The sequence below is a fragment of the Pseudonocardia sp. NPDC046786 genome, assembly GCF_040645415.1.
Taxonomy (GTDB): Bacteria; Actinomycetota; Actinomycetes; order Mycobacteriales; family Pseudonocardiaceae; genus Pseudonocardia; species Pseudonocardia kongjuensis.
The window spans coordinates 1-24,934 of the sequence record NZ_JBEYYF010000005.1 but is presented as its reverse complement, the minus strand read 5'-3'; the positions used below and the strand labels follow the sequence as shown (position 1 = coordinate 24,934).

Sequence of the window (24,934 nt, the reverse complement as noted above, 5' to 3'; positions counted from 1 at the left end):
CGTCAGGCGTCGGTGTCGAGCAGCTCCTGCAGGTAGCTGTCGACCTGCCCGATGTAGGTCGGCGAGACACCGAACAGGGCGAGGTGCCCGAGCAGGTCGTCGATCACCCGGATCGTGGCGTGCGGGGTGAGCTCCAGCTCGGCCTCGTGGTCCCGGACCGGGAAGAACATGTCCTCGTTGATCGGGATGATCCGGGCGACGGCGGTGTTGCGGCCCAGTGCGGCCTCGAGGTCGCCGCCGGTGTGCCGGGCGACGTCGCCGCGCTGCCACTTCCAGGCCATGCAGAGCAGGTCGTTGGGGTCCATCTGGGTGAAGTAGGGCTCCAGGAAGCCCTCGATGAACGCCTCCTTCGACTCGAACTCCAGGGCCCGCCACAGCTCCTGCTTCCAGAACTCGGTGGAGAAGCCCATCACCGCCCAGATGCCGGCGTGCCGCTTCAGGCCGTCGACGACGTCGGCGTTGGAGGAGTACTCGCCGTCCTTGAAGCCGGGATCGGAGGTGATCGCCTCGATCAGGGCCTTGGTGTAGAGGAAGTCGTGCGGGGTGTTCTGCGCGGTCCCGGCGATCGGGGCGGCCCGCCGGACCTTCCCGGGGAAGCGCACCATCCACTCGTAGGTCTGCTGGGCGCCCATCGAGCCGCCGACGACGAGCTGCAGCGTCTCGATGCCGAAGTGCTCGCGCAGCAGCTGCTCCTGGGCGCGCACGTCGTCGCCGATCCGGACGTGCGGGAAGCGCGACATGGCGATCTTCGCGTTCACCCCGGCGGCGTTGTGCGGGCTGGTGGACAGCCCGTTGCCGATCTGGTTGATCACGACGATGAAGTACCGCTCCGGGTTCAGCGCCCGGTCCGGGCCGATGTAGACGTCCCGGAAGATCTGGTGCGTGCCCGAGTACCAGGTGGTCACCAGGATCGCGTTGTCCCTGGCCTCGTTCAGCGTGCCGAACGTGGCGACGGCCAGGTTCAGGTCGGGGATGACCCCGCCCTCCTCCAGGGCGAACTCCCCGATGCTCACCAGGTCGTAGTCACCGTGGAACTCGTGCGTGTAGTAGGGGTTCTCGATCGCCATTGATCCTCTGCTCCTCGACGCCGCGGGCCTGCTCCGTGACTCTCCCCCGTGGTGAGTCGGGACACAAGGAGCGGCGTCCGGCGCGCCCGGCGTGACCTTCCGGAAGGTCAGGTCCAGAGCACGACGAGCACGAGCATGCCCAGCACGACGAGATTGCCGAGGACGACCAGTGCCAGCCACGGCCAGCCGGGCGACGCGGGCGCCCCGGCGGGGGCCGGGGCCACGGTCGCGGGTTCGTCGTGCAGCCGGTGGCGGGGGCCGGAGCGGCGCAGCGACTCGATGTCGGAACGGCCGAGGATGGGCGCGGTCAGGGCGTCGGCGTCGACGTTCATACCCGGTCAACGCGCGACTCGACGACAGGGAACCGCAATTCGACCCCTCGTGTCCCGCAACATGATCGAAGTTGCGCCGTGTGTCGCGCGGGGCACCGGGCCACCCGCAGGCCCCGCCGTCCCGCGGGGCGGCCGTCACCCCGCGTGCCCGGTCGCGCGGGCGGCCGCTGGACGTACGCTGCGCCACACGGGCTATGCGATGGTGGGCCTGCTGGTGCTCGGTGCGGTGCTGGCGATCATGGCGGCGCCGGCGGCGGACCGCCGCGACCGGGAGCGCGAGCGGGCCCGGCTGCGGAACGTCGAGCGCAAGCTCGACACCGTCCTCGACCACCTCGGGATCGGCTATGAGCGGCCCGACCTGAGCCGGGTCGAGGCGCTGCTCGCGGAGGACAGCGACGTGGCCGCGGTGAAGGCGTACCGGGAGACGACCGGCGCCTCGCCGGTCGAGGCGAAGGAGCAGATCGACCGGATGCGGGATCGCACCTGAGTCCGGCCGGCCGGGCTCAGAACGAGAACCGGGACACCTTCTCCGGGTGCAGCTGCACCCGGACGTTGTCCCCGGCGAGCATCCCGGCCAGATCGTCGGCCCGGTCGTCGGCCCGGTCGCCGAGGTCCCAGTAGCGGCCGGCGAGCCGGGTGACCAGATCGTCCACCCCGTCGTCGTGCAGCGTGGTGCGGCCGGCGACGGCGACCCAGCGTTCGCGCTCGCCGACCGGGGCGACGACGACCAGCGACGCGCGCGGATCGCGTTCGAGATGGCGCAGCTTCGGCGAGCCCCGCAGCGTGAACAGCGCGATCGTGCCGTCCGCGGCGGCCTCGAACCAGACCGGCCGCGGCTGCGGCGGCTCCGCGGCCCCGGCGACGGTCAGCAGGCCGAGCAGCGGTCGGCCGAGGAACTCGACGTCCTCGGCGGTGAGTGCGGTGCTGGTGCTCATCGTGTTCCTCCCGTGGGTCAGCCGCGCCAGGCACCGGCGGCGGCGGCGCGGACGACGTACTCCTCGAAGGGCCGCGGTGCGCGTCCCAGCACGGTGGCGACCCCGTCGGTGGTCGCGGCGCCGGCGCCGCGTTCCATCATGACGAACATGGCGGTGACCAGCTCCGCCTCGTCGCGGTGCAGGCCCTGCTCGACGAGCGACGCGGTGTAGGCGTCCGGGGACACCTGCCGGTAGCTGATCGGCCGGCCGGACCCGCCGGCGATCAGGTCGACGGCCTCGGCGAAGCACACCGCGCGCGGGCCGGTCAGCTCGTGCACCAGCCCGGCGTGCCTGCCGGGCTCGGTGAGCACGGCCGCGGCGACGTCAACGACGTCCTCCAGCAGCCGGGAGACGATCCGCCGGCCGGTCTTGCCGGTGGCGCCGAGTACCAGCGTTCTGTCCGTGGCTGTGGTGGTCATGGAACCGAGTCAACGCCGCCGGATCGGACGATTCCATGGACAGGAAGCCGGATCTCCTGTGTGTTCGTCTAGCCTGGCGGGGTGGACCCGTTCGGTGACCTGTTCCGCGGGATCCGTGCCCAGGGCTCGCTGTTCGGCAGCTCGACGCTGACCGCACCGTGGTCGCTGCGGTTCGTCGACGGCGCCCCGCTCACCCTGTGCACGGTGCTCGACGGCGCCGGATGGATCGTGCCGGACGGGCGTCCAGCGGAGCATCTCGCGGCCGGCGACATGCTGGTCGTGCGCGGTCCGGCCCGGTTCTCCTTCGTCGACGCGCCCGGGACGGCCGCCGAGCCGATCGAGTGCGGCGAGTCCTGCGCGGTGCCGGAGCTGGGCGGCACCCGGCACCGGCTCGGCTGGCACGACGACACCGCCGACCGCCCCGGTTCGACGACGCTGGTGACCGGCGCGTACCCGGTGACCGGCGAGATCGGGCGGCGGCTGCTCGACGCGCTGCCCGACGTGCTGCGGCTGGTGCCCGACGGCACCGCGGACGCGGTGCGGGCGCTGCTGTACGCGGAGGTCGCCGTCGACGCGCCCGGTCAGCAGGTGGTGCTCGACCGGCTGCTGGACTGGCTGCTGGTGTGCACGCTGCGCGAGTGGTTCGACCGGCCCGGCGGAGCGCCGCCCGCCTGGTACAGCGCGCACCGGGATCCGGTCGTCGGCCACGCGCTGCGCCTGCTGCACGAGGAACCGGCCGCGCCGTGGACGGTGTCGTCGCTCGCCGAGCGGGCCGGGGTGTCCCGGGCGACGCTGGCGAAACGGTTCACCGAGCTGGTCGGCGAGCCCCCGCTGACCTACCTGACCGGCTGGCGGATGACCCTCGCGGCGGACCTGCTGACCGGCCGGGACGGCGCCACCGTCGCCGAGGTCGCGCGGAGCGTCGGCTACTCCGACGCGTTCGGGTTCAGCGCGGCGTTCAAGCGGGTGCGCGGGGTGACCCCCAGCGACTTCCGGCGCACGGGCGGCGGGCCGGTCACCGGGTCACCGCCCGGGTCGCCGGCCGCCGAACGGTCCGGCTGAGCCCACCCGGCCCCGGTCTCAGCTCCCGGCGCCGAACGTGTCCTGCACCGCCCGCGTCGCCCGGCGCAGCGCCGCCACCAGCGTCGACTGCTCGCCGTCCAGGGTGCACAGCGAGATCGGGCACGGATCGACGTCGAGCACCGGCACGAACGCGACGTCCGGATGCCGGAAGCTGTCCGCGACCGATCCCCCGGTGATCGCGATCGCCGCACCCCGGCCGACGACCTCCAGCAGCTCGTCCATGGTGTGCACGACCGGGCCGTAGCGCACCGGCGCCCCGCTGGGCCGCGGATCGCAGGCCCACCACCGCACCCACACCCGGTCGCTGCGGTCGTCGTCGACGTGCGGCTCCCCGTCGAGATCGGCGAGCGTGACCGCGGACCGGGCGGCCAGCCGGTGCCCGGCCGGGAGCGCGACGACCCGGGGTTCGTGCCGGACCAGGTCGAACCGCAGCCCGCCGGGGTCGGCGACCGGCGGCCGGACCAGTGCCGCGTCGACGGTGCGGTCGCGGACCGCGCTCACCTGCTCGTGCCACGGCAGCTGGACGAGCTGGACGCTCACCGCCGGGGCTTCGCGCTGCAGCAGCTCCAGGATCCGCCGGGTGTGCGTGCCGGTCGCCGCGCTCATGAACCCGAGCCGCAACACGCCGTGCAGGTCCCGCCGGTACGCCTCGATGCCGGCGACCGCCCGGTCGGCCGCCGCCAGCGCCGCCCGGGCGTCCGGCAGGAACCGGCGGCCGGCCTCGGTGGGGACGACCGGATGGGCGCTGCGGTCGATCAGCTCCACCCCGAGCCTGCGCTCCAGCGTGCGGATCTGCTTGCTCAGCGCCGGGCCGCTCACCAGGAGCCGGGCGGCCGCACGGCCGAAGTGCCCCTCGTCGACGACGGCGACGAGATAGCGCACCAGGTGCAGGTTCAGGTCCACGGCGACTCCTCGTCACCAGTGTTGCACGCCATGCCGATACCGGCGTCAGCACCTGCGGTGATAACCGATCGGTTCACGCGAGCGCCGGAACTTGTCCTGGACGCCGCGCCGCCCGGCGGGCGAGCCTCTGCCGCACCACCAACGACGGAGGTACCACCACATGAGCCGTTACGAGCAGGAGTTCGTGACGATGTTCGCCGGGCTGGAGAAGCAGCTGGAGAACATCGAGAACCCGCGGCACCGGAAGATCCTCAAGAACTACCGCCTGCACGGTCTGCTGGAGGTGTCCGGGCGCTACCAGGAGCTGCTCGCCCCCGAGATGACCGTCGAGCACCCGCAGTACCGGCTGCACGAGGGCGGCCAGTCGATCGTCCTGGACGGGATGGCCGAGGTGACCGGCTTCTACGAGTCGCTGGTCGCGGCCAACGCGCTGGTCATGTGGGTGGCCGACCAGGACATCGCGGTCAACGACCACGGCTTCTCCGGCGAGGTCGTGTTCAACGCGTTCGTCCCGGCCCCGATGCTCGGGGAGAGCGCGTTCGGCAACGTCCGTGCCGGCGACGACCCGGCCGAGATGTACCTGCTGCGCCGCACGCTCGCGTTCGTCTGGCCCTACGACGAGCGGGGCAGGCTGATCGGCGAGCACGTCTACGAGGACGGCGCCTCCCGCGAGATCACCCGCCCGGACCCGGCCGACGTGATCACCGCCGAGCGGGCCGCCGAGCTGCTCGCCCCGGAGATCGCCCGGGAGCTGCCGTGAGCGTCACACTCGTCACCGGGGCGGCCGGCGGCCTGGGCGCGGCGATCGCCGCCCGGCTCGCGCAGGAGCAGCCGGTGCTGCTCACCGATGTCGACGCCGGCCGGCTCGCCGAGGTCGCCGGCAAGCTCGCCGCCGACGGCGCGCGGGTCGCGCACGCGGTGTGCGACGTGGCGGACCGGGCGTCGGTCCGGGCCGCGTTCGACGCCGCCGAGGCCGAGCTCGGCGAGGTCGACACGCTGGCGAACGTCGCGGGCATCGGGATGTTCGTGCCCTTCACCGAGCTCACCGAGCAGCAGTGGGACCGCACGTTCGCGGTGAACACCCGGGGCACCTTTCTCACCTCGCAGGAGCTGTTCCTGCGCCGGGCGGGCCGGCCGGGCGCGATCGTCAACATCGCCTCGATCGGCGCCCGGCTCGGCCTGGAGGTGCTCGCCGACTACGGCCCGTCCAAGGCCGCGGTGATCGAGCTGACGCACGTGCTGTCCCGGGTGGGGGCACCGACCGGGCTACGCGCCAACACCGTGATGCCCGGGCTGATCTGGACCGACATGTGGCGCACCACCAGCGAGTGGCTGCTGGCGAACGACCCGGCGCACGCCGGGTCGACCCCGGAGACGATCTTCCAGGGGTTCGTGGAGTCGATGGTGCCGATGGGGCGCCCGCAGACCCCGGAGGACCTCGGCGAGATGGTCGCGTTCCTGCTCTCCGAGCGGGCCGCGAACGTGACCGGCCAGACCATCGCGGTCGACGGCGGCACCGTCCTCACCTGATCCGCCCGGGCCGGCACCGGCTGACCGGGCGGCGGGCGCCGCCCGGTCAGTCCTGCGGCTCGGCCACCTCGAACGGCAACAGCACCTGGAAGCGGGTGTTCCCGGGCTCCGAGAGCACCCGCAGGTCGCCGTGGTGTCGGCGGACCACGATCCGCCAGGAGATGTCCAGGCCGAGGCCGGTGCCCTCGCCGACGGCCTTGGTGGTGAAGAACGGCTCGAAGATCCGGGAGCGGATCTCCTCCGGCACGCCCGGCCCGGTGTCGGCAATCTCGACCAGCAGCCGGTCGCCGTCCCGGCCGGTGCGCACGGTGAGGGTGCCGTGCCCGTCCATCGCCTGTACCGCGTTGTCGATCAGGTTCGTCCACACCTGGTTCAGCTCGGCGGCGTAGACCGAGATCGGCGGCAGGCTGCGGTCGAAGTCCTTGACCAGGGTGACGCCGTCGCCGAACTTGCCGCCCAGCATGACCAGCGTGGACTTCAGCAGGTCGTGCACGTCGACCGTCTGGTACGGCGCCCGGTCCATCTGCGAGTACTGCTTCGCGGCGCCGACCAGGGTGGACATCCGGGTCGTCGAGTCGGCGATCTCGTTCATCAGCAGCTCGGTCTCGACCGTGTAGTTCAGCCAGCGGACCGCGCTCTCCAGCAGCGGCTCGGGCACGCTCGCCCGGACCTGCTCCAGCCAGTCGACGTCGATCCCGGCGGCGGCGAAGTTCGGGGTGACGTCCCAGGCGCCGGCGATGCGCTGGTCCTCCATCCACTCGCCGACCGCGTCCTCGGCGTCGCCCGCCTCGATCGGGCTCAGGTCGGGCGCCTTGCCGACCCGGTCGGCGGCGTCCTCCTGCAGCCTCATCAGGGTCTCCAGATCGGCCCGCTGGTAGGGGCCCGCCGCGATCAGGCCGAGCTTGTGCCGCATCGCGGCGACCCGCTCGCGCAGCGTGGCCGTCGCCCGGACCGCGGCCGCGGCCGGATTGTTGAGCTCGTGGGTCAGGCCGGCCGACAGCGAGCCCAGCGCCAGCAGGCGCTCCCGCTGGGCGACCGCCTGCTGGGTGTTCTTGATCCCGAAGAACAGCCCCTCGAGCAGGTGCAGCGCCATCGGGAACCACGCCTGCATGAGCACCGCGAGCTTCTCCGCGTCCAGCACGTAGAACCGGGACGGCACGGTGACCCGCAGCGAGTTGCCGTACACCTGCGGGACCCGGTCGCCGAGGTAGGCGGTCCACGCCCCGGCGTACACGCCGCGCTGCGAGGTCCGCTCCACCTCGACGTCCTCGCTGCCGGACCGCCTGCTGATCACCACGGCGCCCTCGATGAGCACGAAGAAGCAGGTCGCCGCGTCGCCCTCGGTGTAGACCGGGCCGGGCTGGTGCAGCTCGACCCGGCCCTGCTCGCAGAGCGCGGTGAGCTGCTCGTCGGCCAGCTTCTCGAACAGGAACAGGGTGCGCAGCTCGTCCGGGTCGCAGCTGGTCTGCACGGCTTCGGTCATGACGGGTTCTCCAGGTACCGGTGGACGAGCGACACGGCCATCGCCCCGTCGCCGACGGCCGACGCGACCCGCTTCACGGACTCGGCCCGCACGTCGCCGGCGACGAACACCCCGGGCAGGCTCGTCTCCAGGTGCAACGGATCGCGGTCGGCGTTCCATCCCGCCGGGCGCCTGCCGTCGGTCAGGAGATCCGGGCCGGCCAGCACGAAGCCGCCCGCGTCCCGCCGGATCCGCTCGCCCAGCCACTCGGTCCGCGGGCTGGCGCCGATGAACACGAACAGGTAGCCGGCGTCCACCGTCTCGGTCTCGCCGGTCGCGCGGTCCCGCTGCGTCAGCTTCTCCAGGTGCTCGCCGCCGGTGGCCTCGACGACCTCGGTGCCGGTGCGGACGGTGATCGCGTCGATCCCGTCGATCTGCTCGATGAGGTACTGCGACATGGAGTCCTGCAGGCCCGGGCCGCGCACCAGGATGGTGACGCTGCGGGCGAAGCGGGCGAAGTACACCGCGGCCTGACCGGCGGAGTTCGCGCCGCCGACGATGTAGACGTCGTCGCCGGAGCAGGCCGACGCCTCGGTCAGCGCGGAGCCGTAGTACACGCCGCGGCCGACCAGGTCGGCCAGCCCGGGCGCGGTGAGCTCCCGGTAGGAGACCCCGGTGGCGAGCACGACGGCGTGCGCGTGGATCGCCGTGCCGTCGGCGAACCGGACCGTCCGGGCGCTGCCGTTGGCCTCCAGCCCGACGACGTCGCGGGTGGTCAGCACCTCCGCGCCGAGCCGGACGGCCTGTCGGCGGGCCCGGTCGGTGAGCTGGGCGCCGGACACGCCGTCCGGGAAGCCCAGGTAGTTCTCGATCCGCGAGCTCTGCCCGGCCTGGCCGCCGGTCGCGGTGCGCTCGACCAGCACGGTGCGCAACCCCTCGGACGCGCCGTACACGCTCGCGCCGAGCCCGGCGGGGCCGCCGCCGACCACGACGAGATCGTAGAAGTCGGTGGCCGGGACCGTCGCCAGCCCGACCCGGTCGGCGAGCTGCACCTCCTCGGGCGCCACCAGGCACTCACCGGCCGGCGAGATCACCACCGGCAGCCGGGAGTCGTCGACCCCGGCGGCGGCCAGCAGCCGGCACGCCTCCGGCGCCTCCACCGGGTACCAGCGGTACGGGACCTGGTTGCGGGCCAGGAAGTCGCGGAGCTCGTGCGAGCGGGCCGACCAGCGGTGCCCGATCACCCGGGTCTCGCAGACCTCGCGGCGCTCGGCCCGCTCCCACGCCTCGATCATCGCGTCGACGACCGGGTAGAGCTTCTCCTCCGGCGGGTCCCACGGCTTGAGCAGGTAGTGGTCCAGGTCGACGACGTTGATCGCGGTGATCGCCGCGGAGGTGTCCGCGTAGGCGGTGAGCAGCACCCGGCGGGCCACCGGGTAGAGATCGAGGGCGTGTTCGAGGAAGTCCAGGCCGTTCATACCGGGCATCCGGTAGTCGGCCAGGAGCACGGCGACGTCGTTGCCGCGCAGCGCCATCTCCTTGAGCGCGTCGAGCGCGGCCTGGCCGGACTCGGCGCGGACCACCCGGAACCGCTCGCCGTAGCGGCGGCGCAGGTCGCGGGCCACCGCCCGGGAGACGCTGGGATCGTCGTCGACCGTCACCAGTGCGGGTTTGGCGGGCAGGAACGAGCCGGCGGACGACGCCGGGGATTCCGTCATGACACCATCCTGCCGTGCCGACGGCCGTCGTGGCAGGCTCATCGGGCGGCCCGCGCTTCCCGGCCGCTGCGGCGTAGCGGGCGGTAGGCGAGCCGGCGCAGCGCGGTCTCGGCCGGCCCGCTCCATCGCGTCGGCCGGCCAGGTCCCGATCCCGACCGCCGGCGCCGACCAGCGGGTGCGGTGGGCGCCGAGCGCGAGCCCGGACCCGCCGAGCAGCCGGGCCCGGACCACCGACCGGGCCAGGTACCCGCTCGTCGAGCGGCGGCCCGGCGCGACCAGCGCGCGGACCGGCCGCGGGGTGCTCCCGCCCGCCCGGGTCCCCGGCCGGACGGCCCGGTCGCGGGCGCGGCCGGACTACGCTGTCGCGACACGGCCCGGCGCTGCCGGCGAGGATCTCCGACGGTGGTGGCTGGCATGTCCGATCAGGCCGGGGGCGCCCGCCCGCAGGTGAACCCACGGCTCGCGGCCGATCTGGTCGACGTGTTCGTCTACGTCGTCGTGCTGAACCTCTTCGTCGAGTACCTGCCCCGGGTGCTGAGCGAGACGTTCACCCTCACGCTGCTCACGGCCGTGCTGCTGAAGGCCGTTCTGGAGGTCGTGCTCGTCGCCAAGCAGCGGGTCGTCGCACGGCTGCGCGGGGCGTCCACCCCGCTCGGGAAGGTGACGGCCGCGGTGGCTCTCTGGCTGGTCGCGTTCGGGAGCAAGTTCGTCGTCCTGGAGGCGGTCGACCTGGTCTTCGGCGACCGGGTCAGCCTCGGCGGCTTCGTCTCGGTGACGCTGCTGGTCGTCACCCTGATGCTGGCGCGCTCCGGCGTCCGGTGGCTGCTGCACGGATCCGATGGGCGGGTGCCGCAGGTCGACGCCCGGTAGCGGTGCGGGTTCGCCGGCCGGCACCGGGAGCGCGGCCGGGGCTGCTCGACACCGCGCGACCGGCCGGGTGGCCACCTCCAGCTCGGCCGCCCGTGGGGCCGGTGATCGACGTCCGGCAGTGCCGAGGTGTGCGGGACTGCCGGTCGGGCCCGGACCGGCTGCGGGCACCACGTCGAGCCGGGCGTCAAGTGGGCACCTGCAGCCGGGGTGTGTCGCCGGTCAGAAGCTCAGGTCGACGAGGGCCGGCGGGCGCCGCGGATCCATCCTGATCAGTCGCGTGTCCGGACTGCGCAGCACGGCCCGGAACCGCTCGGGCCACCGGCCGGGATCTGCTCCGAGGTAGCGGGTGAGCTTGCGGCGGGCACGCTCGACGTCCATGTCGACGACCTCGGCGCGACCGGTCAGGGCCACCTGGAGCACCTCCCCCGTGGCGAGGTCGCAGGAGTCGACGACCAGCGCGACGTCCGGGTCGACGGCGAGCCGGGCCGGCAGCCGGCTGTACGAGCCGGTGATCCACCAGAGGGCCTGCTCCTCCCACAGGAACCAGATCGGCCGGACCGTCGGTCCGCTCGTCGCGAGGTGCGCGACCAGCGGACGGGCCAGGAACTCGTCGGCCGACAGGCCCGCCCGGACTGCTCCGTTCGACATGGTCGGCACGCTAGGAGCTGGAGTCCGGTGGAGGTCAAGCCGGTGGGACCGCACGGCACCGGGCTCGATCTACCGGCTGCCGGTGCTCGGATCCCAGGTCACCGTCCACGTTCGCCCGCGGCAGTTCGCGCACCGTGACCGACCCTCGGAGGGCTTCCCTTCTCGGACTCGACCCGATCTGCCGATTCCCGCGCTGAGGGGCGACTCTCGGCGGACGTGCCTCGGGACGGAGGCCGGTCCCCCTCCATGCACGCGCCTGCTCGGACGCGGCGCGTCGGTCGCGAGTGCTAACATCGCACCACTACATCCCCCACGCCTCTCCTCGATGCGCACTTGGGGGATTTTTTCGTCTGCTTGGGTCGGGGATGTGCGCAGGATGCCTCCACGACCTCGTCCGCCTCGTCCCCGCGGCTCGCTGCCCTACGACAAGCCGCCGCTGAGCCTGGACGAGCTCGTCGACCGGCTCGCAGATCGCGGACTGAGGATCCCGGACCCGAACCGAGCTCGCAGGCACCTGCAGCACATCGGCTACTACCGCATCTCTCCCTACACGATCCCGTTCCGGCACGGCGAACCTGACCACGAGTTCCGGGAAGGCACGGCGTTCGACGATGTGCTCGACCTCTACACCTTCGACCGCGCCCTGCGTCTGCTGGTCCTGGACGCCCTCGAGCGCGTAGAGGTCGCCGTGCGCACCGCACTGACCGACCACATGTCGACGACGTACGGCGACCCGCACTGGTACATGCGCAGCAGGCACTTCGGCGACTCCCGCAGGCACACGAGGTTGCTGAAGATCGTCCGGGACACCTGCGACGAGCGGCTGCGCGGTGCACCGGAGACCGGCGAGGACTCGCTGGTCCACCGCTCGGCCCTCGAGCACTACCTGACGACGTACGGCTCACCCGAGCTTCCGCCGTCCTGGCTGATGGTCGAGACCCTGACGATCGGTCAGCTGGCCGGCGCGTACCGCAACCTGGGCAGGCGGGCCGACCGGACTGCGGTCGCCAAGAACCTCGGGCTGACCACCCCCGTACTGGAGTCCTGGATGCAGACCTATGTCCGCGCGCGCAACATCTGTGCCCATCACGGGCGGTTGTGGAACGTCGGCCTCGGCGTCTACCCCGCGATCCCGACGACACCCGCGATCTCATGGCTCCAGGGAGCGGACTCCCTGCCGGAGCGGTCGCGAAAGCGCCTCTACCCCGTGCTCGTGTCCCTGCAATCGGTTCTCGGCTCGGTGTCCCCCGGCAGCGGGTGGGCAAGGCGGCTGCACAACCTCCTCAGTACCCGGCCCCAGATGAATCTCCGCGGCATGGGCGTCCCCGACGGCTGGGCGGCCGACGACTTCTGGCGACCGCATCTCCTTCCCTGACACCCTCGTCGACACCCACTCGGTACGGGTCCGGCCTCAACGGCCCATTTCGACGATCTTGTCCCCGTGGGCGTCCCGGCGAGAGGAAGACAGCTCAGCGTCCCGGATCCACATAGACGGGCTGCGTTCGGAAATGTACTGCCGCTGGGAAAGGACCGACCGGCCGAACCACCGTTGATCGGGCCGCTGAAATGCGGATTCACTGGTGGCCGCCGGTCGCCGTCGGCCGGGCTGGTCCGTACCGGATTCGCACCCACATAGCGCTCGCGCCGTCATCCGCCATCGGCCGCGGAGGCGAGCTAGCGTGAGGAGGGTGGCCGTGAGACGCGCTGAGCCAATGGACGCCGGCGCCATCGCGAGGGTCCACGTCCGATCGTGGCAGGCCGGGTACCGAGGCCAGCTACCGGACGAACTCCTGGATTCACTGAACGCGACGGACCGCGTGGCCCGTTGGGAAGCCGAGATCGAAGCGGCAGAGTGGCCGGGCCGCGGCACATTGCTCATCGAGGACCACGACGCCCGGGTCGCAGGCTTCGCTCACCTTGTACCGAGCCGAGATGGCGACGACGGTCCGGACTCGACGGGCGAGATCGCGTCGTTCTACATCGACCCCACCTCGTGGGGACAGGGCTTGGGCAGCCGCCTCATGCACAGCGCGCTCGCAGAGCTGGGTAGTGCGTATCGGACCGGCACGCTGTGGGTCCTGGAGACCAACAATCCGGGCCCAGGCCTTCTACGAGGCCACCGGCTGGGCTCGCGACGGCCAAGGCAAGGACGACCTGATGGCCGGAGTCACGATTCGAGCCTTGCGCTATCGGCACGAGCTACGAGCACTCTTCCGCGACCGTCGAGCCCCGCTTCCGCTGCTCTCCGCCGACACTTACGCCACCCACCTCAGGGATCTCACTTCTGATACAGCGCTGGATGTACGGCGATCGACCGACCCTACGAGGCGACACCGGTAGACCGGCACCGCCCGCCGGCGGTCACGCCGAGCACGGCGTCAGCAGTCGTCCTCGGGGACCAGGCCCTGCTCGCAGGCGTACTGCAGCTGAACCTCGCCGCTGGTCGGCGCGCGACCGGCGGACGTACCCGGGTCCAGGTACCCCTGGTAGGCCGCACAGGACGGGTCGAACTGCCCGGCGGCCATCACCCGCTGCGCGCAGCCGGCATCGGACGTCGCCCGCGCGGCCCCCGCAGGGTCCGGGTGCTCGCTGCTACGGGCAGCCTCCTGCGCCCGCCTCTCCGCCGCGGCGACCCGGTCGTGGGTCGCCACGATCGCCTCGTCCACCGCCGACCGCAGCCCGGACGAGCCGGCATCGACCCGGGGCAGCAGACCGGTGGCGGGCGCGGAGGAGCTCGTCGCCGACGGGGCCGCCGGTTCGAGGGCGACCCGGTCCGCACCCGACGCGGCGCTGCACGCGGACGCGGACGCGGCGAGGGTGGCGGCGACGGCAGCGACCAGGACGTGGCGACCGATTCCCATGGACCCCCCTCTACCCGACGGCCGACCCCGTGAGCTGGGGTTCTGCCCACTGTGTCGCGAACGGTCCAACGAGGGTTACTGCGACTGCGGATCGTCATCCGATCCGGTGTCGGCTCGACGCTCGACGACGACCGGGCAGGTAGGGTCCGGGCCCATGTGGCTCCCGCTCGCGAAGCGCCCCCGCACCGCCTGAGGCGGTGCACCCCGCCGTCCGGCCTCGCGGTCCGACGGCCTCTGACCCGTGCCGACATGGGCTCGTCGTGCAGACGTGCCACCGCCGCGTCCCCCTCCGGTTCACAGGGACTGCGCGACCGTGGAGACCACACCCGCCGTCTGCTGCCACTCCGACGGCTCCACCCGATACCCGACCCCGCTGGACGCCGTTCTCCGACGGCTGCGGTGCCCGCTGTGCGATGCCGCTGCGCTGCAACGGAACACCGACACCCTTCGGTGCCCGGCGGGGCATTCCTTCGACATCGCCCGCCAGGGCCATGTCACGCTGCTGCCCGGCCGGCGCCGCCACCGCGGGGACACCGCGGCGATGGTGGCGGCACGCGAGTCGTTCCTGGGACAGGGCCACTTCGGGGCACTGCGTTCGACGATCACGGCGTTCGCCGTCGAGCACACTCCCCGGCAGGACGGACTCGTCGCCGATCTCGCCGGAGGCACCGGCCACTATCTCGGAGCCGCCCTCGACGCGCTCCCGGGTGCGTGGGGCGTGATCCTGGACCTGTCCGTGGCGGCGCTCCGACGCGCAGGCCGCGCCCATCCGAGGGCCGCTGCCGTCGGCGCGGACATGTGGCAGCCACTGCCGCTCGCGTCGAGATCGACCGACGTCGTGCTGAACGTCTTCGGTCCACGGACACCGGCGGAGATCGATCGTGTCCTGACGCGTGACGGGATCGCGATCGTCGCGACCGCGGGCGCCGACCATCTGCGCGAGCTGCGCGGCCGACTCGGCGTGGTCGGCGTAGACGCCCGTAAGGCGGACCGGTTGCGCCACGCCTTCGCGGGCTTCACGGCCGTCGCCCGGCAACAGGTGCGATGGCGGCTCGCTCTGGAGCCCGGCGAGGTCCGCGCGCTCGTCGGCATGGGGCCGAGCGCCCATCACGTCGACGGAGACCATCGTGATCGCGTGCTCGCACGGCTTCCGCGGATCGTGGGGCTGACCGCCGCGGTGGACGTCGTCGTCCTCCGTCGGGATGCGACCCGGGGCGCCGGATGACGCGACACGTCGGGCGATCGGAGATCGCCCCGGACGCCCGATTCCGGAGACCGTGCGCAGTCGCCTGCCGTCAGGGCAGCAGGGTGAACGCGTCCACGTGCCGCGACCGCACGATACGGAAGTGGCGGTGGTCGAGGGTCGCGACCTCGGCGATCCCCAGCCGCTCCGCCAGCGCGACCACAGACGCATCGCTCCTCCCGAGCGGCAGGTCCGCGTAGGTCTCGACGAGGTCCGCCATCCGCGCGTAGTCGGCGGAGGTGAGCTCGACGGTCCGGAAGTCTCCGGCGGCAAGCGATCGTAAGAACGCTGACTCCGCCCGCGAACTACCCTTGTGCTGCAGCAGATAGCCGACCTCGGCGACGATCGGCGCGGGCATCAGCATCGGGCGGCCGCTCATATGCAGCGCCGCGAACAGATCGACCGACGCCCGATGATCGGGGTCTCTGGACAGGCCTGCCGCCACCAGTGGCCCCGTGTCACAGACGATCACCTATCGGCCGAACCCCTCAGCGAGGATCTCGTCATGATCAGCCCCGGCCCGGGTGCCGTCCCCGGGCTCGATCCCGAAGAACGCCGGTGGCCACGGCCGCACGCCCTCCAACCGCTGACGCAGATCGGAGAGCACAGCAGGTACGTCCTCGTCCGGCAACTGTTGCACCAGACGGTTCAGCTCCTCGCGCTCACCCTCCGCACCCACGACGACGATGGTATGCCACACCGCCACCTGTCGAGGACCGAGACACGTGGCGCAGGAGGCCCGCGTCTCAACGGGGTCCCCGCCACGACGGCAGGTCAGCGTCCCGGATTCAGGTAGAGGCTGCGCTTGGAGATGTACTGGACGACCCCGTCCGGCACCAGGTACCAGACCGGCCGCCCCGCGGCGACGCGCGCCCGGCAGTCGCTCGACGAGATCGCCATGGCCGGCACCTCGACGGTCGTCACCGACCCCCGCGGCAGGTGCCCGTCGGCGAGCTCGTAGCCCGGCCTCGTCACACCGACGAAGTGGGCGTGCGAGAACAGCTCGTCGATCTTGTGCCAGGACAGGATCTGCTGGAGCGCGTCGGCGCCGGTGATGAAGAACAGCTTCGCCTCGGGCATCGCGGCGTGCAGGTCGGCCAGGGTGTCCGCGGTGTAAGTGGGGCCGTGCCGGTCGATGTCGACGCGGCTGACCGTGAAGCGCGGGTTCGACGCCGTCGCCACGACCGTCATCAGGTAGCGGTCCTCGGCGGGTGAGACGTCGCGGTCGGACTTCTGCCACGGCTCCCCGGTCGGCACGAAGATCACTTCGTCGAGGGCGAACCGGTCGGCCACCTCGCTGGCCGCCACGAGGTGGCCGTGGTGGATGGGATCGAACGTCCCGCCCATCACCCCGATCTTGCGCTGCATCGCCGCAGACTATGTCGCTCCCCCGGCCTGGTGCAGCCCCGGTGCGCCCGGATACAGGTGCCGGAACTGCACGCTGATCCGCGGCCCGGACACCGCCATCTTCGGCACGCTGTGCTGCCACGTGCGCTGGCAGCTCCCGCCCATCACCAGCAGGTCGCCGGACGCCAGCGGGAACGACACCGACGCCCCGCCCCCGGTGGGCCGCAGCCGCAGCGGCCGGGTCGCCCCCAGCGACACCAGCGCGACGACGGCCTCGGGCCGCTCCCGCGCGACCCGGTCGCCGTGCCACGCGACGCCGTCCGCCCCGTCCCGGTAGAGGTTCACGCCGATCTGGGTGAACCGGACGCCGTACCGCTCCCCCAGTTCGGCGGCCATGTCCCGCAGCCGCACCGGCGGCCCGTCCGGCATGTCCGGTGTCCAGCGGTGGGTCAGTCGCGGCTCGTCGACCATCCGGTCGTACATCCGGCGGCGGTGCCCGCGGAACGGCACCGACCTGCGCAGGTGGTCGAACAGCGCGTCCGGCCCGGGGACCCAGCCGGGTGCGACGTCCACCCATGCACCGTGCGCCAGCTCGTGCCGGAACACCGGCGCCGGCTCCGCCCCGACCTCGGCGAACAGCGATCCCTGCCAGCACGCGTCCACCCGACGGAGCCTATCCCGAATCGAACAGAAGTTCGAGCAATCCGGCTGGGACGATCTTCGTCACGACGTCGCCGACTCCGCGCGCCGAGCGCGCCGTCCCGTCGTACCTCGGACTCCGGCGGGCGGTCGGCGTGTCGGGATCGGCCTGCCGTTCGTGCTGGTCATCGGGGACCCGGCGCTCGGCGGCGACGGACTGCGTGACTCGATCAGCCGGTACTGGCACTCCCCGGTGCGCGACGTGTTCGTCGGCAGCATGTGCGCGATCGGCGGCTGCGCGACCCGCCGTCGTCGGACCCGGCGCCGGCGGCCTGAGCCGACCCCGGACAGGCGAACGGGCCGGTCCGGAGGCCCCCTCGTACCCGAACCGGCCCGCCCACCAGGGCGGTCTGCTCAGCCGACCGGACCGGCAGCCATCTCCCCGCCGGTCGCACCGGTGATCAGCTCGAGCACGCCGGCCAGCGGCTCGGGGACCGGGGACTCCTTCTTCTCGTCCTTCTCGTGGCCGTGCTCGTGCTTGTGCTTCTTGTCGTGCTTGTGGTGACCGTGCTCGTGGTCACCGTCCTTGCCGTGGCCCTTGCCGTGGTGGCCCTTGCCGTGGTCCTCGTGCTTCGAGTGGTCCTTGCCGGAGGACTCCTCGTAGCCGGTGGAGCCGGCGAAGGCCATTCCGGGGCCTGCGACGGCCAGGGGGAGCAGGGCCGCGCCGACGATCGCGCCGCGAACGGACTTCCGCATCTCACAACCTCCTTGTTGATCGACAGACCGTCGCAAACGGTCTTGCCGGGGTAACGAGGACTGCGTGCGACCGCAACGGAGCGTCACCCGATCGCGTCACGCTCCGAGGTCGTCGCAGGTCGGCGGCGGCGCGCCGTCAGGAGGTGGCCCGCGTCGCGGCCTCGCCGAGGATCGGCAGGTAGGAGTCCAGCACCCAGGGGATCGACAGCACCGACGGCGCGGAGCTCGCGACCACCCGGTCGGCGCCGACCACCGGCGCGAAACCGCCGGCCGCCATCGCCGGGATCAGGTCGACGCCCGGGGCGGCGCGGAACGCCTGCTCCTCCTCCGGCGTCGCGAAGAACGCGATGAGCAGGTCCGACTCGACGCCGGACACCAGCTCCGGGCTCACCGTGTAGTAGACCTCGTCGCCGCCGGGGGCGTTCTCCTCGACGTAGGGCGCGAGCACGAGCCCCATGTCGGTGACGAGCTGGACCCGCACGTCGCCGGCCCGGAACACGCCGAGCGAACCGGCGTCCATCCCGCCCGAGTAGACGAAGGTCCGGCCCGCCAGCTGCGGGAACCGCTCGACCGCCCCGCCGAGGAGTGCCTGCGTCTCGTCGATCAGCTCCCGGGCCCGCTCCGGCTCGCCCAGCGCGTCACCCGCGATCCGGGTCTGGTCCTGCCAGCCGGTGGAGTAGGGCGCATCCGGGTAGGCGACGGTCGGCGCGATCGACGACAGCTGCTCGTACTCGGCGGGGGTCAGGCCCGAGTAGGTCGCGAGGATCAGGTCCGGCCGGGCCGCGGCGACCTGCTCCAGCGGGACCGCCGCGAGATCGTCGGTGCCGATGACCTGCGGGAACTCTCCACCGGACGCCTCGATCGCGTCACGCACCCAGGGCAGCACTCCCTCGGCGTCACCGCCGTAGACGGTCCGCGGGATCGCCACCGGCACCACGCCGAGCGCCAGCGCGACGTCGGCGTTCGCCGCGCTCAGCGTGACGACGCGCTGCGGGCGTTCGGGGACCACCGTCTCGCCCAGGACGTGCGGGATCGTCACCGGGAAGCCGCCGGTGCCGGCAGCGGTGGTGTCGGCCGGGCGCTCGTTCCCCCCGCAGGCGGTGAGCAGGAACAGGCCGGCGGCTCCGGCCAGCACCCCACGGCGGGTGACGGTGGACTGCGGTACTGCGACGGGCACGGAGATCCTCTTTCTGACGGGGAAGGCGACCCTAACCTCACCACCGGTGGAATCGGCTCGGATACGGTCGTGGCGATGGACACGACATGGCCCGTGCTGACCCCGCTGACGCCGGAGATGCGCTGGTTCCAGCGCGGTGTCGCCCTGCTCGCGGCCGGTGGTGTGACGCTGACGGCCCTACTCGCGGTGGACGGGCTCGCGGCCTGGCAGTGGATCGTGTGGGCCTCCGGCCTGGTACTGCTGCTCGCGTCCGCCGTCGCGACATGGCGGTTGCCCGGCAGCCGGCCCGGCCGCGTCGCGAACCCGGAGGTGCTGCGGGCCTCCCGGTGGCGGGACCGCCGGCCGGCACGGCGGGCACTCCTCGCCGGACGCGAGCTGGACGCCGACGGCCGACGGCACGCCGCCGTGGCCGTGCCACCTGGTCGATCGACGTGGTGCAGGTGCCCTTCTTCGGCACCGTCGTGGGATTCCAGCTCGCGCTCCTCGCGGTGCGGACCGATCCCGACGCGATCACGTTCTTCGGCCCCGTGGTGATCGCGATCGGGTTCGTCGGGTTCGTCGCCGCCGCCGTGTCGGGCAGCCGCCTGCCCGCTGCTGCCGCCCGGCGGGCCGGGATCATGCCGGAGATCCTCGACCACGCCGTTCGGCGGGCCGACGTGCACACCCACCGAGCCGGCTGAGACCGTCGGGACGGCCCGGGGTGACCCGCGGGTAGCGTCGCCGCCATGCGCGCTCCGGACGCCGGTGACCGGGCTCCCCGACCTGCCGGCCCCCGCTCCCCCGCCGTCGCCGACCGGCCGGACCTCCCGAGCTACCCGACTGGCGACCCCGGACCCGGACCCGGACCCGGACCCGGACCCGGCAGCAAGGCCGGGCCCGGAACTGCGGCCGGTGCCGGTCCCGCAGCCGGATCCGCGGCCGCCGGCGGGCCCGACCACGGCACGCGTACCGGGCCGGCAGCCGGGGAGCCCAGTACCGGCCACGTCACCCCGGCCGGGCCGTGGCCGACGGTGCGCCCACCGTCCACCCGGGCGGTCGTCGCCGGGAAGGCGTCCGCGCTGGCCGGCGTCGCCTGGTTCTGCGTCGTGTTCTCGGTCGCCACCGACGTTCTGTCCCGGGCCGAGTACTTGCTGGCCGGTGTCGTCGGCGGCGGGGTGCTGAGCGCGGTCGGCGTCGTGCTGCTGTGGCTGTACGCCTCCCGCACCCCGGCCCGGGTCGCGCCCGCCCGCGGTCCGGACATGGGACTGGCCACCGACCGGGCCGCCGCCCGGGCGCTGCTGCGCTCCGGGGGCACGCCGGACGCCGAGCAGCGCAGGCTCGTCGCCGTCGACGTGCAGGCCGACGCCCGGTTGCCGCAGCTCACCGGCGCGACGTTCGCCCTGCTCGGCCCGCTGGTCGTCGCCGTGGCGAACGCGAGCGGATCGCTGCCCTGGCTCGGCCCGGTCACGGCCGGGCTGATCGTACTGGTGCTGGCCACGCTGGCCCGGCACACCTGGTCGGCGTACACGTTGCACCGGATCGCGGACCGCCGGCACGTCGTGCCGCGCTTCGAGGGCACCGGCACTCCGTGGCGGCCCTGGCCCTGACCGGTCAGCCGGCCCCGGCGGTCACCGGCCCGATGTAGCTGCCCGGCCGGGTCGCGCCGTCCTGCCGCTGTACCGCTGCACCCGGCCAGCCCAGCACCGACGACGTCGTCTCGTCCGGCGGTGTCACGACCAGCTCGGTGGGCGTCCAGTCGCCGCCCGGCAGCCAGGTGATCACCGTGTGCGCGGTGCCCCCGGGCTCCAGCCGCACCGGGCCGGGGTGCTTTGCGGAACGCGGCAGCGAGTACGACGGGCCGAAGGTCGGGTCGTCCGGACCGCGCAGGTCGACGCCGCCGAACCCGCTCGTCGTGCAGGACCGCGACGAGGTGTTGGTCCAGACGACCGTGGTGTGCCGCTGGCCGGCCTCCCCGGTCGTGGCGCCGACCGCGGCGTCCAGCTCGGCGTCGGTGCACCGGCCGGTCCCGTCCTCGTTCCCGCCGGTCGGCGCGGGTGTCCCGGTGGCGGTGCCGGTCACCGGAGCAGGCGTCGCGGACGCCGACGTCGACGCCGGCGCCGACGGGGTGGCGACCGGCCCGCCCGCCGAGGGCCAGCCGTCGCCGCCGCAGCCGGCGAGCAGCAGGCCGGCCGCGCACGACGCCACCGCGAACGGCACCCGGGTGATCCTCATGGGGACACCCTTGCGCCACGGACCGCTCGCCCGCATCCGGACGCCGCCCGGTCCACCCGGCCGGGTGGCGGCGGTCAGACCGGGAGCAGCCCCTCCACGACGTCGGCGAGCTGGGTCGCGGTGCGGCACTCGTGCATCGGCAGCACGTCGGCGTACTTCTTCGCCGCGGAGTCCCCGGTGCCCCACATCCGCTGCGGCTCCGGGTTCAGCCAGTGCGCGTGCCGGGCCCGGCCGGTCATCATCGCCAGGCCGCGCAGGTTCGGATCGCGGTAGTTGGTCCGGCCGTCGCCGAGCACCAGCAGCGACGTCCTCGGGGTGATCACCGCGGCGTAGTGCTCGACGAAGTCACCGAACGCGCTGCCGTAGTCGGAGTGCCCGTCGAACGCGGTCAGCCGGGCCTCGCGCAGCACCCGCGCCATCACCCCGCCCAGCTCCGCGCCCGGCTCGAACAGGTGCGTCACCTCGTCGGTGCGCTCCACGAACGCGAACACCCGCACCTTGGAGAACTGCTCGCGCAGCGCCTGGACCAGCAGCAACGTGAAGTGGCTGAAGCCGGCGACGGACCCGGACACGTCACACAGCACGACCAGCTCGGGCCGCCCCGGCCGGCGGGTGCGGTACGCGGGCTCCATCGGCACCCCGCCGGTCGACATCGACCGCCGCAGCGTCCGCCGCAGGTCCAGCCGGCCACGGTGGGCCCGGCGGCGCCGGGCGGACAGCCGGGACGCGAGCCGCCGGGCGAGCGGATGCACGGTGCGGCGCAGCTCGGCGAGCTGGGCGGTGTTCGCGGTGAGGAAGTCGACCCGGTCCGGCTGCTTCGGGGTCGCCGAGCGGGCGACCTGCTCGCGGCCGCGCTGCTCGGCCGTCCGGCGGCGCACCTCGTCGCGCACCATGTCCCGGAACCGGGCGATCCGGTCCCGGATCTCGCGGCGGCGGACCTCGGAGACGAAGTCGGTGTCCTCGTCGTGGCGCAGCCCGTCCAGGATCCGGGCGAGCAGCGTGTCCGGGGAGAGCGCGTTCAGCGCCTGGTAGGCCGACCAGTTGGGCTGTGCGGCCTGCCCGCGCACGCCCTGGCCCGCGGCGCCGGACGTGCCGATCGCCTCGACCGCGGCGCGGGCCAGCTCGCGCAGGGTCTCCTCGTCGCCGTCGCGGAGCAGATCGGCGAGGATCTCGCGCAGCGCGTCGACGTCGACCGGGCCGGTGCCGTCGCCGGTCGCGTCGTCGGTGCGGGGCACGTCGACCTCGGACACCCCGGCACCGAGCGCGGGCGGGAACCACAGGTCGAACAGCGCGTCGAAGGTGTCGCGCTGGCCGGACCGGCGCAGCAGCGCCGCGGCGAGCCCCTCGCGGAGCTGGTCGCGGTGCAGCAGGTCGAGCGCGCCGAGCACGCGTGCGGCGTCGACCGTCTCTCCCGGCCCGACGGCGACGTGGTGCCGGCGCAGCGCGGACACGAAGTCGACGAGATGCCCGGGCAGGCCGTGCTCAGGGCCGGACGTCGGCGGTGCGGTCACCGACCCATCATGCGCGAGGGGACCGACATTTCGCGACGTCCCGGCCGTGCCGCCGAGCGACGGCCGGGACGTCGTCGTTCACCGCGGTCCCACACCGCGGGGTCCTCCACCCCTCAGCCGAGGTCCACCGGCACCGGGTTCGGGGTGAACGGCAGCTCGCCGGTGACCAGCCGCAGCGCACCGCCGAAGCCGCCGGGGCCGTTCGCGTGGTCGAGCGCGCTGCGCAGGTCGGACACCCCGTTGGCGCCCGCGACCGGGGCGAGGTTCAGCGTGGACAGCACGCCGAGCGCGGTGCCGTCACCGGAGAGGTAGCCCGAGCCGGAGTCGCCCGGGATGCCCGGCAGCACCGTGCCGACCTGGTGCGTCCAGCCGCCGCCGGTGGTGCCGAGCGAGACGCCGGTCCTCGGGCGCAGCGCGGTGATCCCCTGGCGCAGCGAGGAGTTGCCGTAGCCGAAGACGGGATCGCCGGCCCGGGTGCCGTCCGGGTCGACGCCGGTCGGGCCGCCGTAGAACGGCATGGTCGGGTTGGTCCGGCCGATGTCGGCCGGGTCGATCCGGACCAGCGCGAAGTCGTTGTAGCGGCAGGCGTCCGGATCGGTCTCGCCGGTCTCCTGCATGGTCAGCCAGGACGAGTAGGCCAGCGTGCCCGGGTGCTCCGCGCCCTCGATCTCGACCGGTGTCCCGAGCGGCAGCGAGCCGGTCTCGCAGCCGTCGATCTCGGTGGTGGCGCCGGTGCCCGCGCAGTGCGCGGCCTGCCCGAGGAAGACGTCCGCGCCGTCGGTGAACACGAAGTTCGCGGTGCACTGCGCCTCGCCCGCGGTGTAGGTCATCACGCCCGGCACGACGGTCGCCTCGTCCGGCGTCGCGAACCCGGGCCCCTCCTGGGCGGACGCGGTCCCGGCGGCCGCGACGACGAGCGCCAGCACGGCCGCCGCCGCGCCGGCCCGGGCGAGGTGACCGCGGGCCGGTCCGGCCGGGCGGGCTGCCCGGGTGGTGCGGTCGCGCTCCGGCACGGCGGTCATCGGCGTCGGGCCTCCGGATTCGTCACGGTCGGGTCACCCGGCTCAACTGGCGCGGCGCCCCGCGGTTACGCGACGTACCGCCGGATCGCCGATCTTCACTCCATCGAGCGGCTCTCTTGCTCGGCCGGACGGCGGATGGTAACCGTCCGTCCGGCTCAGTTGAGTCGCAGCTCGGCGGCCGCCTTGTCGGCGTCCGAACGGTGCTTGAGCACGACGCCCAGGGTGGCCCGCACGGCGTCGTCGTCGAGGGTGTCCAGGCCGAGCGCGAGCAGCGTGCGGCCCCAGTCGATGGTCTCCGCGACGCTGGGGACCTTGCGCAGCTCCATCGCGCGCAGCACCCGCACCGTGCGGACCAGCGCGTCGGTGAGCTGCTCGGTCAGCTCCGGGACCCGGGTGAGCACGATCCGGCGCTCCAGGTCGGCGTCCGGGAAGTCCAGGTGCAGGAACAGGCAGCGCCGCTTGAGCGCCTCGGACAGCTCGCGGGTGGAGTTGGAGGTGAGCAGCACGAACGGCCGCCGGTTCGCCGTGACCGTCCCGAGCTCGGGGATGGAGACCTGGAAGTCCGACAGCACCTCCAGCAGCAGGCCCTCCACCTCGACGTCGGCCTTGTCGATCTCGTCGACCAGCAGCACCGTCGGGTCGGTGCGGCGGATCGCGGTGAGCAGCGGGCGCGGCAGCAGGAACTCCTCGGAGAACACGTCGTCGCGGGTGGTGTCCCAGCCCTCCTCGCCGCGGCCGGCGGTGATCCGCAGCAGCTGCTTGGCGTGGTTCCACTCGTAGAGCGCGCGGGCCTCGTCGATGCCCTCGTAGCACTGCAGCCGCACCAGTCCGGCGTCGGTCGCCGCCGCCACCGCCTTCGCCAGCTCGGTCTTGCCGACCCCGGCCGGACCCTCCACCAGCAGCGGCTTCCCGAGCCGGTCGGCCAGGAACACCGTGGTCGCGACCGCCGTGGACGCCAGGTAGCCGGCGTCCCCGAGCCGCTCCACCACGTCGGCCACCGAACCGAAGGTGGGCTGGTGGGTCGCGTCGCGTGGGGTCACGGCGATCATCCTGCCCTGCTCCCGGACGCGGCGCCGCCCCCTCCCCGGGGGCGGGGGGGGGGGCGGGGGGCCCCCCCCCCCGCCGCCCCCCCCCCCCCGCCGGCCGCGCCCGCCCCCCCCG

General features: G+C 73.3%; 29 protein-coding genes. 10 read left to right on the top strand and 19 right to left on the bottom strand.

The window, feature by feature from the left end; genetic code table 11:
* Positions 1-2 precede the first annotated feature (2 nt).
* Both ABZ881_RS07460 and ABZ881_RS07455 read right to left on the bottom strand, forming a co-directional pair.
* The gene (locus ABZ881_RS07460; protein ID WP_358482619.1) at positions 3-1,067 is read right to left on the bottom strand and encodes an alpha/beta fold hydrolase; all 1,065 of its coding nucleotides are present in this window, start codon (positions 1,065-1,067) and stop codon (positions 3-5) included.
* A gap of 107 nt (positions 1,068-1,174) precedes the next feature.
* Positions 1,175-1,399: a hypothetical protein gene (locus tag ABZ881_RS07455; protein WP_344020308.1), complete on the bottom strand. Its 225-nt coding sequence runs from the start codon at positions 1,397-1,399 to the stop codon at positions 1,175-1,177.
* 199 nt (positions 1,400-1,598) lie between these two features.
* On the opposite strand from ABZ881_RS07455, the gene ABZ881_RS07450 reads away from it, so the two are divergent.
* Positions 1,599-1,886 carry a hypothetical protein gene (locus tag ABZ881_RS07450; protein ID WP_358482618.1) on the top strand — a complete coding sequence of 96 codons (288 nt, stop codon included), beginning with the start codon at positions 1,599-1,601 and terminating at the stop codon, positions 1,884-1,886.
* Positions 1,887-1,902: 16 nt separating this feature from the next.
* Here the strand turns inward: ABZ881_RS07450 and ABZ881_RS07445 are convergent, their stop codons facing one another.
* Together ABZ881_RS07445 and ABZ881_RS07440 are read right to left on the bottom strand one after the other, a co-directional pair.
* The gene (locus ABZ881_RS07445) at positions 1,903-2,334 is read right to left on the bottom strand and encodes a pyridoxamine 5'-phosphate oxidase family protein (RefSeq protein WP_358482616.1); all 432 of its coding nucleotides are present in this window, start codon (positions 2,332-2,334) and stop codon (positions 1,903-1,905) included.
* Positions 2,335-2,351: 17 nt separating this feature from the next.
* Positions 2,352-2,792 (bottom strand): hypothetical protein, encoded by a 441-nt coding sequence (locus ABZ881_RS07440; protein ID WP_358482613.1) that lies wholly within the window; start codon positions 2,790-2,792, stop codon positions 2,352-2,354.
* An 81-nt stretch (positions 2,793-2,873) separates the two neighbouring features.
* Here ABZ881_RS07440 and ABZ881_RS07435 point away from each other — a divergent pair, with 81 nt between their 5' ends.
* The gene (locus ABZ881_RS07435; RefSeq protein ID WP_358482611.1) at positions 2,874-3,854 is read left to right on the top strand and encodes an AraC family transcriptional regulator; all 981 of its coding nucleotides are present in this window, start codon (positions 2,874-2,876) and stop codon (positions 3,852-3,854) included.
* A gap of 18 nt (positions 3,855-3,872) precedes the next feature.
* Here ABZ881_RS07435 and ABZ881_RS07430 read toward each other — a convergent pair whose 3' ends face one another.
* The gene (locus ABZ881_RS07430) at positions 3,873-4,778 is read right to left on the bottom strand and encodes a LysR family transcriptional regulator (RefSeq protein WP_358482609.1); all 906 of its coding nucleotides are present in this window, start codon (positions 4,776-4,778) and stop codon (positions 3,873-3,875) included.
* 160 nt (positions 4,779-4,938) lie between these two features.
* Between ABZ881_RS07430 and ABZ881_RS07425 the strand changes: the two genes are divergently transcribed.
* Both ABZ881_RS07425 and ABZ881_RS07420 read left to right on the top strand, forming a co-directional pair.
* Positions 4,939-5,538 (top strand): hypothetical protein, encoded by a 600-nt coding sequence (locus ABZ881_RS07425; RefSeq protein WP_344020319.1) that lies wholly within the window; start codon positions 4,939-4,941, stop codon positions 5,536-5,538.
* Positions 5,535-6,308 carry an SDR family NAD(P)-dependent oxidoreductase gene (locus ABZ881_RS07420; protein ID WP_358482608.1) on the top strand — a complete coding sequence of 258 codons (774 nt, stop codon included), beginning with the start codon at positions 5,535-5,537 and terminating at the stop codon, positions 6,306-6,308. The genes ABZ881_RS07425 and ABZ881_RS07420 overlap by 4 nt, the downstream gene beginning before the upstream one ends.
* A 46-nt stretch (positions 6,309-6,354) precedes the next feature.
* Here ABZ881_RS07420 and ABZ881_RS07415 read toward each other — a convergent pair whose 3' ends face one another.
* Positions 6,355-7,791, bottom strand: a complete 1,437-nt coding sequence (locus tag ABZ881_RS07415) for an ATP-binding protein (RefSeq protein ID WP_358482606.1) — start codon at positions 7,789-7,791, stop codon at positions 6,355-6,357.
* On the bottom strand, positions 7,788-9,488 hold the full coding sequence (locus ABZ881_RS07410) for an FAD-dependent oxidoreductase (RefSeq protein ID WP_358482605.1): 1,701 nt from the start codon (positions 9,486-9,488) through the stop codon (positions 7,788-7,790). Before ABZ881_RS07410 ends, ABZ881_RS07415 begins: the two co-directional genes overlap by 4 nt.
* 414 nt (positions 9,489-9,902) lie before the next feature.
* Between ABZ881_RS07410 and ABZ881_RS07405 the strand changes: the two genes are divergently transcribed.
* Complete coding sequence (locus ABZ881_RS07405) at positions 9,903-10,358, top strand: hypothetical protein (RefSeq protein ID WP_358482604.1); 456 nt, start codon at positions 9,903-9,905, stop codon at positions 10,356-10,358.
* Between the two features lie 219 nt (positions 10,359-10,577).
* Here the strand turns inward: ABZ881_RS07405 and ABZ881_RS07400 are convergent, their stop codons facing one another.
* The gene (locus ABZ881_RS07400; RefSeq protein ID WP_358482602.1) at positions 10,578-11,006 is read right to left on the bottom strand and encodes a pyridoxamine 5'-phosphate oxidase family protein; all 429 of its coding nucleotides are present in this window, start codon (positions 11,004-11,006) and stop codon (positions 10,578-10,580) included.
* Between the two features lie 376 nt (positions 11,007-11,382).
* Between ABZ881_RS07400 and ABZ881_RS07395 the strand changes: the two genes are divergently transcribed.
* Together ABZ881_RS07395 and ABZ881_RS07390 are read left to right on the top strand one after the other, a co-directional pair.
* Positions 11,383-12,381: an Abi family protein gene (locus tag ABZ881_RS07395; protein WP_344020331.1), complete on the top strand. Its 999-nt coding sequence runs from the start codon at positions 11,383-11,385 to the stop codon at positions 12,379-12,381.
* Between the two features lie 337 nt (positions 12,382-12,718).
* Positions 12,719-13,294, top strand: a complete 576-nt coding sequence (locus tag ABZ881_RS07390) for a GNAT family N-acetyltransferase (RefSeq protein ID WP_358483091.1) — start codon at positions 12,719-12,721, stop codon at positions 13,292-13,294.
* Positions 13,295-13,384: 90 nt separating this feature from the next.
* Here ABZ881_RS07390 and ABZ881_RS07385 read toward each other — a convergent pair whose 3' ends face one another.
* Complete coding sequence (locus ABZ881_RS07385) at positions 13,385-13,867, bottom strand: hypothetical protein (protein WP_358482600.1); 483 nt, start codon at positions 13,865-13,867, stop codon at positions 13,385-13,387.
* A 313-nt stretch (positions 13,868-14,180) separates the two neighbouring features.
* On the opposite strand from ABZ881_RS07385, the gene ABZ881_RS07380 reads away from it, so the two are divergent.
* Positions 14,181-15,092 carry a putative RNA methyltransferase gene (locus ABZ881_RS07380; RefSeq protein WP_358482597.1) on the top strand — a complete coding sequence of 304 codons (912 nt, stop codon included), beginning with the start codon at positions 14,181-14,183 and terminating at the stop codon, positions 15,090-15,092.
* Positions 15,093-15,162: 70 nt separating this feature from the next.
* On the opposite strand, the gene ABZ881_RS07375 is transcribed toward ABZ881_RS07380, so the two are convergent.
* The 6 genes from ABZ881_RS07375 to ABZ881_RS07350 all read right to left on the bottom strand — a co-directional run bounded on the left by ABZ881_RS07375 (position 15,163) and on the right by ABZ881_RS07350 (position 19,029).
* Positions 15,163-15,582, bottom strand: coding sequence for a PIN domain-containing protein (locus ABZ881_RS07375; protein ID WP_358482595.1), 420 nt, complete (start codon positions 15,580-15,582; stop codon positions 15,163-15,165).
* The gene (locus ABZ881_RS07370; RefSeq protein ID WP_358482593.1) at positions 15,583-15,789 is read right to left on the bottom strand and encodes a hypothetical protein; all 207 of its coding nucleotides are present in this window, start codon (positions 15,787-15,789) and stop codon (positions 15,583-15,585) included.
* Positions 15,790-15,884: 95 nt separating this feature from the next.
* Positions 15,885-16,478, bottom strand: coding sequence for a nicotinate-nucleotide adenylyltransferase (gene nadD, locus ABZ881_RS07365; protein ID WP_358482591.1), 594 nt, complete (start codon positions 16,476-16,478; stop codon positions 15,885-15,887).
* A gap of 9 nt (positions 16,479-16,487) precedes the next feature.
* Positions 16,488-17,120 (bottom strand): alpha-ketoglutarate-dependent dioxygenase AlkB, encoded by a 633-nt coding sequence (locus tag ABZ881_RS07360; protein ID WP_358482588.1) that lies wholly within the window; start codon positions 17,118-17,120, stop codon positions 16,488-16,490.
* A gap of 390 nt (positions 17,121-17,510) precedes the next feature.
* A complete protein-coding gene (locus ABZ881_RS07355) occupies positions 17,511-17,852 on the bottom strand; it encodes a hypothetical protein (protein WP_358482586.1) in 342 nt (113 codons plus the stop codon).
* 136 nt (positions 17,853-17,988) lie between these two features.
* Positions 17,989-19,029 carry an iron-siderophore ABC transporter substrate-binding protein gene (locus tag ABZ881_RS07350; protein ID WP_358482585.1) on the bottom strand — a complete coding sequence of 347 codons (1,041 nt, stop codon included), beginning with the start codon at positions 19,027-19,029 and terminating at the stop codon, positions 17,989-17,991.
* Positions 19,030-19,460: 431 nt separating this feature from the next.
* On the opposite strand from ABZ881_RS07350, the gene ABZ881_RS07345 reads away from it, so the two are divergent.
* Together ABZ881_RS07345 and ABZ881_RS07340 are read left to right on the top strand one after the other, a co-directional pair.
* Positions 19,461-19,709 carry a hypothetical protein gene (locus ABZ881_RS07345; protein WP_358482584.1) on the top strand — a complete coding sequence of 83 codons (249 nt, stop codon included), beginning with the start codon at positions 19,461-19,463 and terminating at the stop codon, positions 19,707-19,709.
* Positions 19,710-20,039: 330 nt separating this feature from the next.
* Complete coding sequence (locus ABZ881_RS07340) at positions 20,040-20,615, top strand: hypothetical protein (protein WP_358482582.1); 576 nt, start codon at positions 20,040-20,042, stop codon at positions 20,613-20,615.
* Between the two features lie 4 nt (positions 20,616-20,619).
* Here ABZ881_RS07340 and ABZ881_RS07335 read toward each other — a convergent pair whose 3' ends face one another.
* From ABZ881_RS07335 to ABZ881_RS07320, 4 genes are all read right to left on the bottom strand, one after another.
* The gene (locus tag ABZ881_RS07335; protein WP_358482580.1) at positions 20,620-21,240 is read right to left on the bottom strand and encodes a DUF4232 domain-containing protein; all 621 of its coding nucleotides are present in this window, start codon (positions 21,238-21,240) and stop codon (positions 20,620-20,622) included.
* A gap of 74 nt (positions 21,241-21,314) precedes the next feature.
* Positions 21,315-22,751: a VWA domain-containing protein gene (locus ABZ881_RS07330; RefSeq protein WP_358482578.1), complete on the bottom strand. Its 1,437-nt coding sequence runs from the start codon at positions 22,749-22,751 to the stop codon at positions 21,315-21,317.
* 113 nt (positions 22,752-22,864) lie between these two features.
* On the bottom strand, positions 22,865-23,773 hold the full coding sequence (locus ABZ881_RS07325) for a serine protease (RefSeq protein ID WP_358482577.1): 909 nt from the start codon (positions 23,771-23,773) through the stop codon (positions 22,865-22,867).
* A gap of 155 nt (positions 23,774-23,928) precedes the next feature.
* Complete coding sequence (locus ABZ881_RS07320) at positions 23,929-24,813, bottom strand: MoxR family ATPase (protein ID WP_358482576.1); 885 nt, start codon at positions 24,811-24,813, stop codon at positions 23,929-23,931.
* Positions 24,814-24,934: the final 121 nt, after the last annotated feature.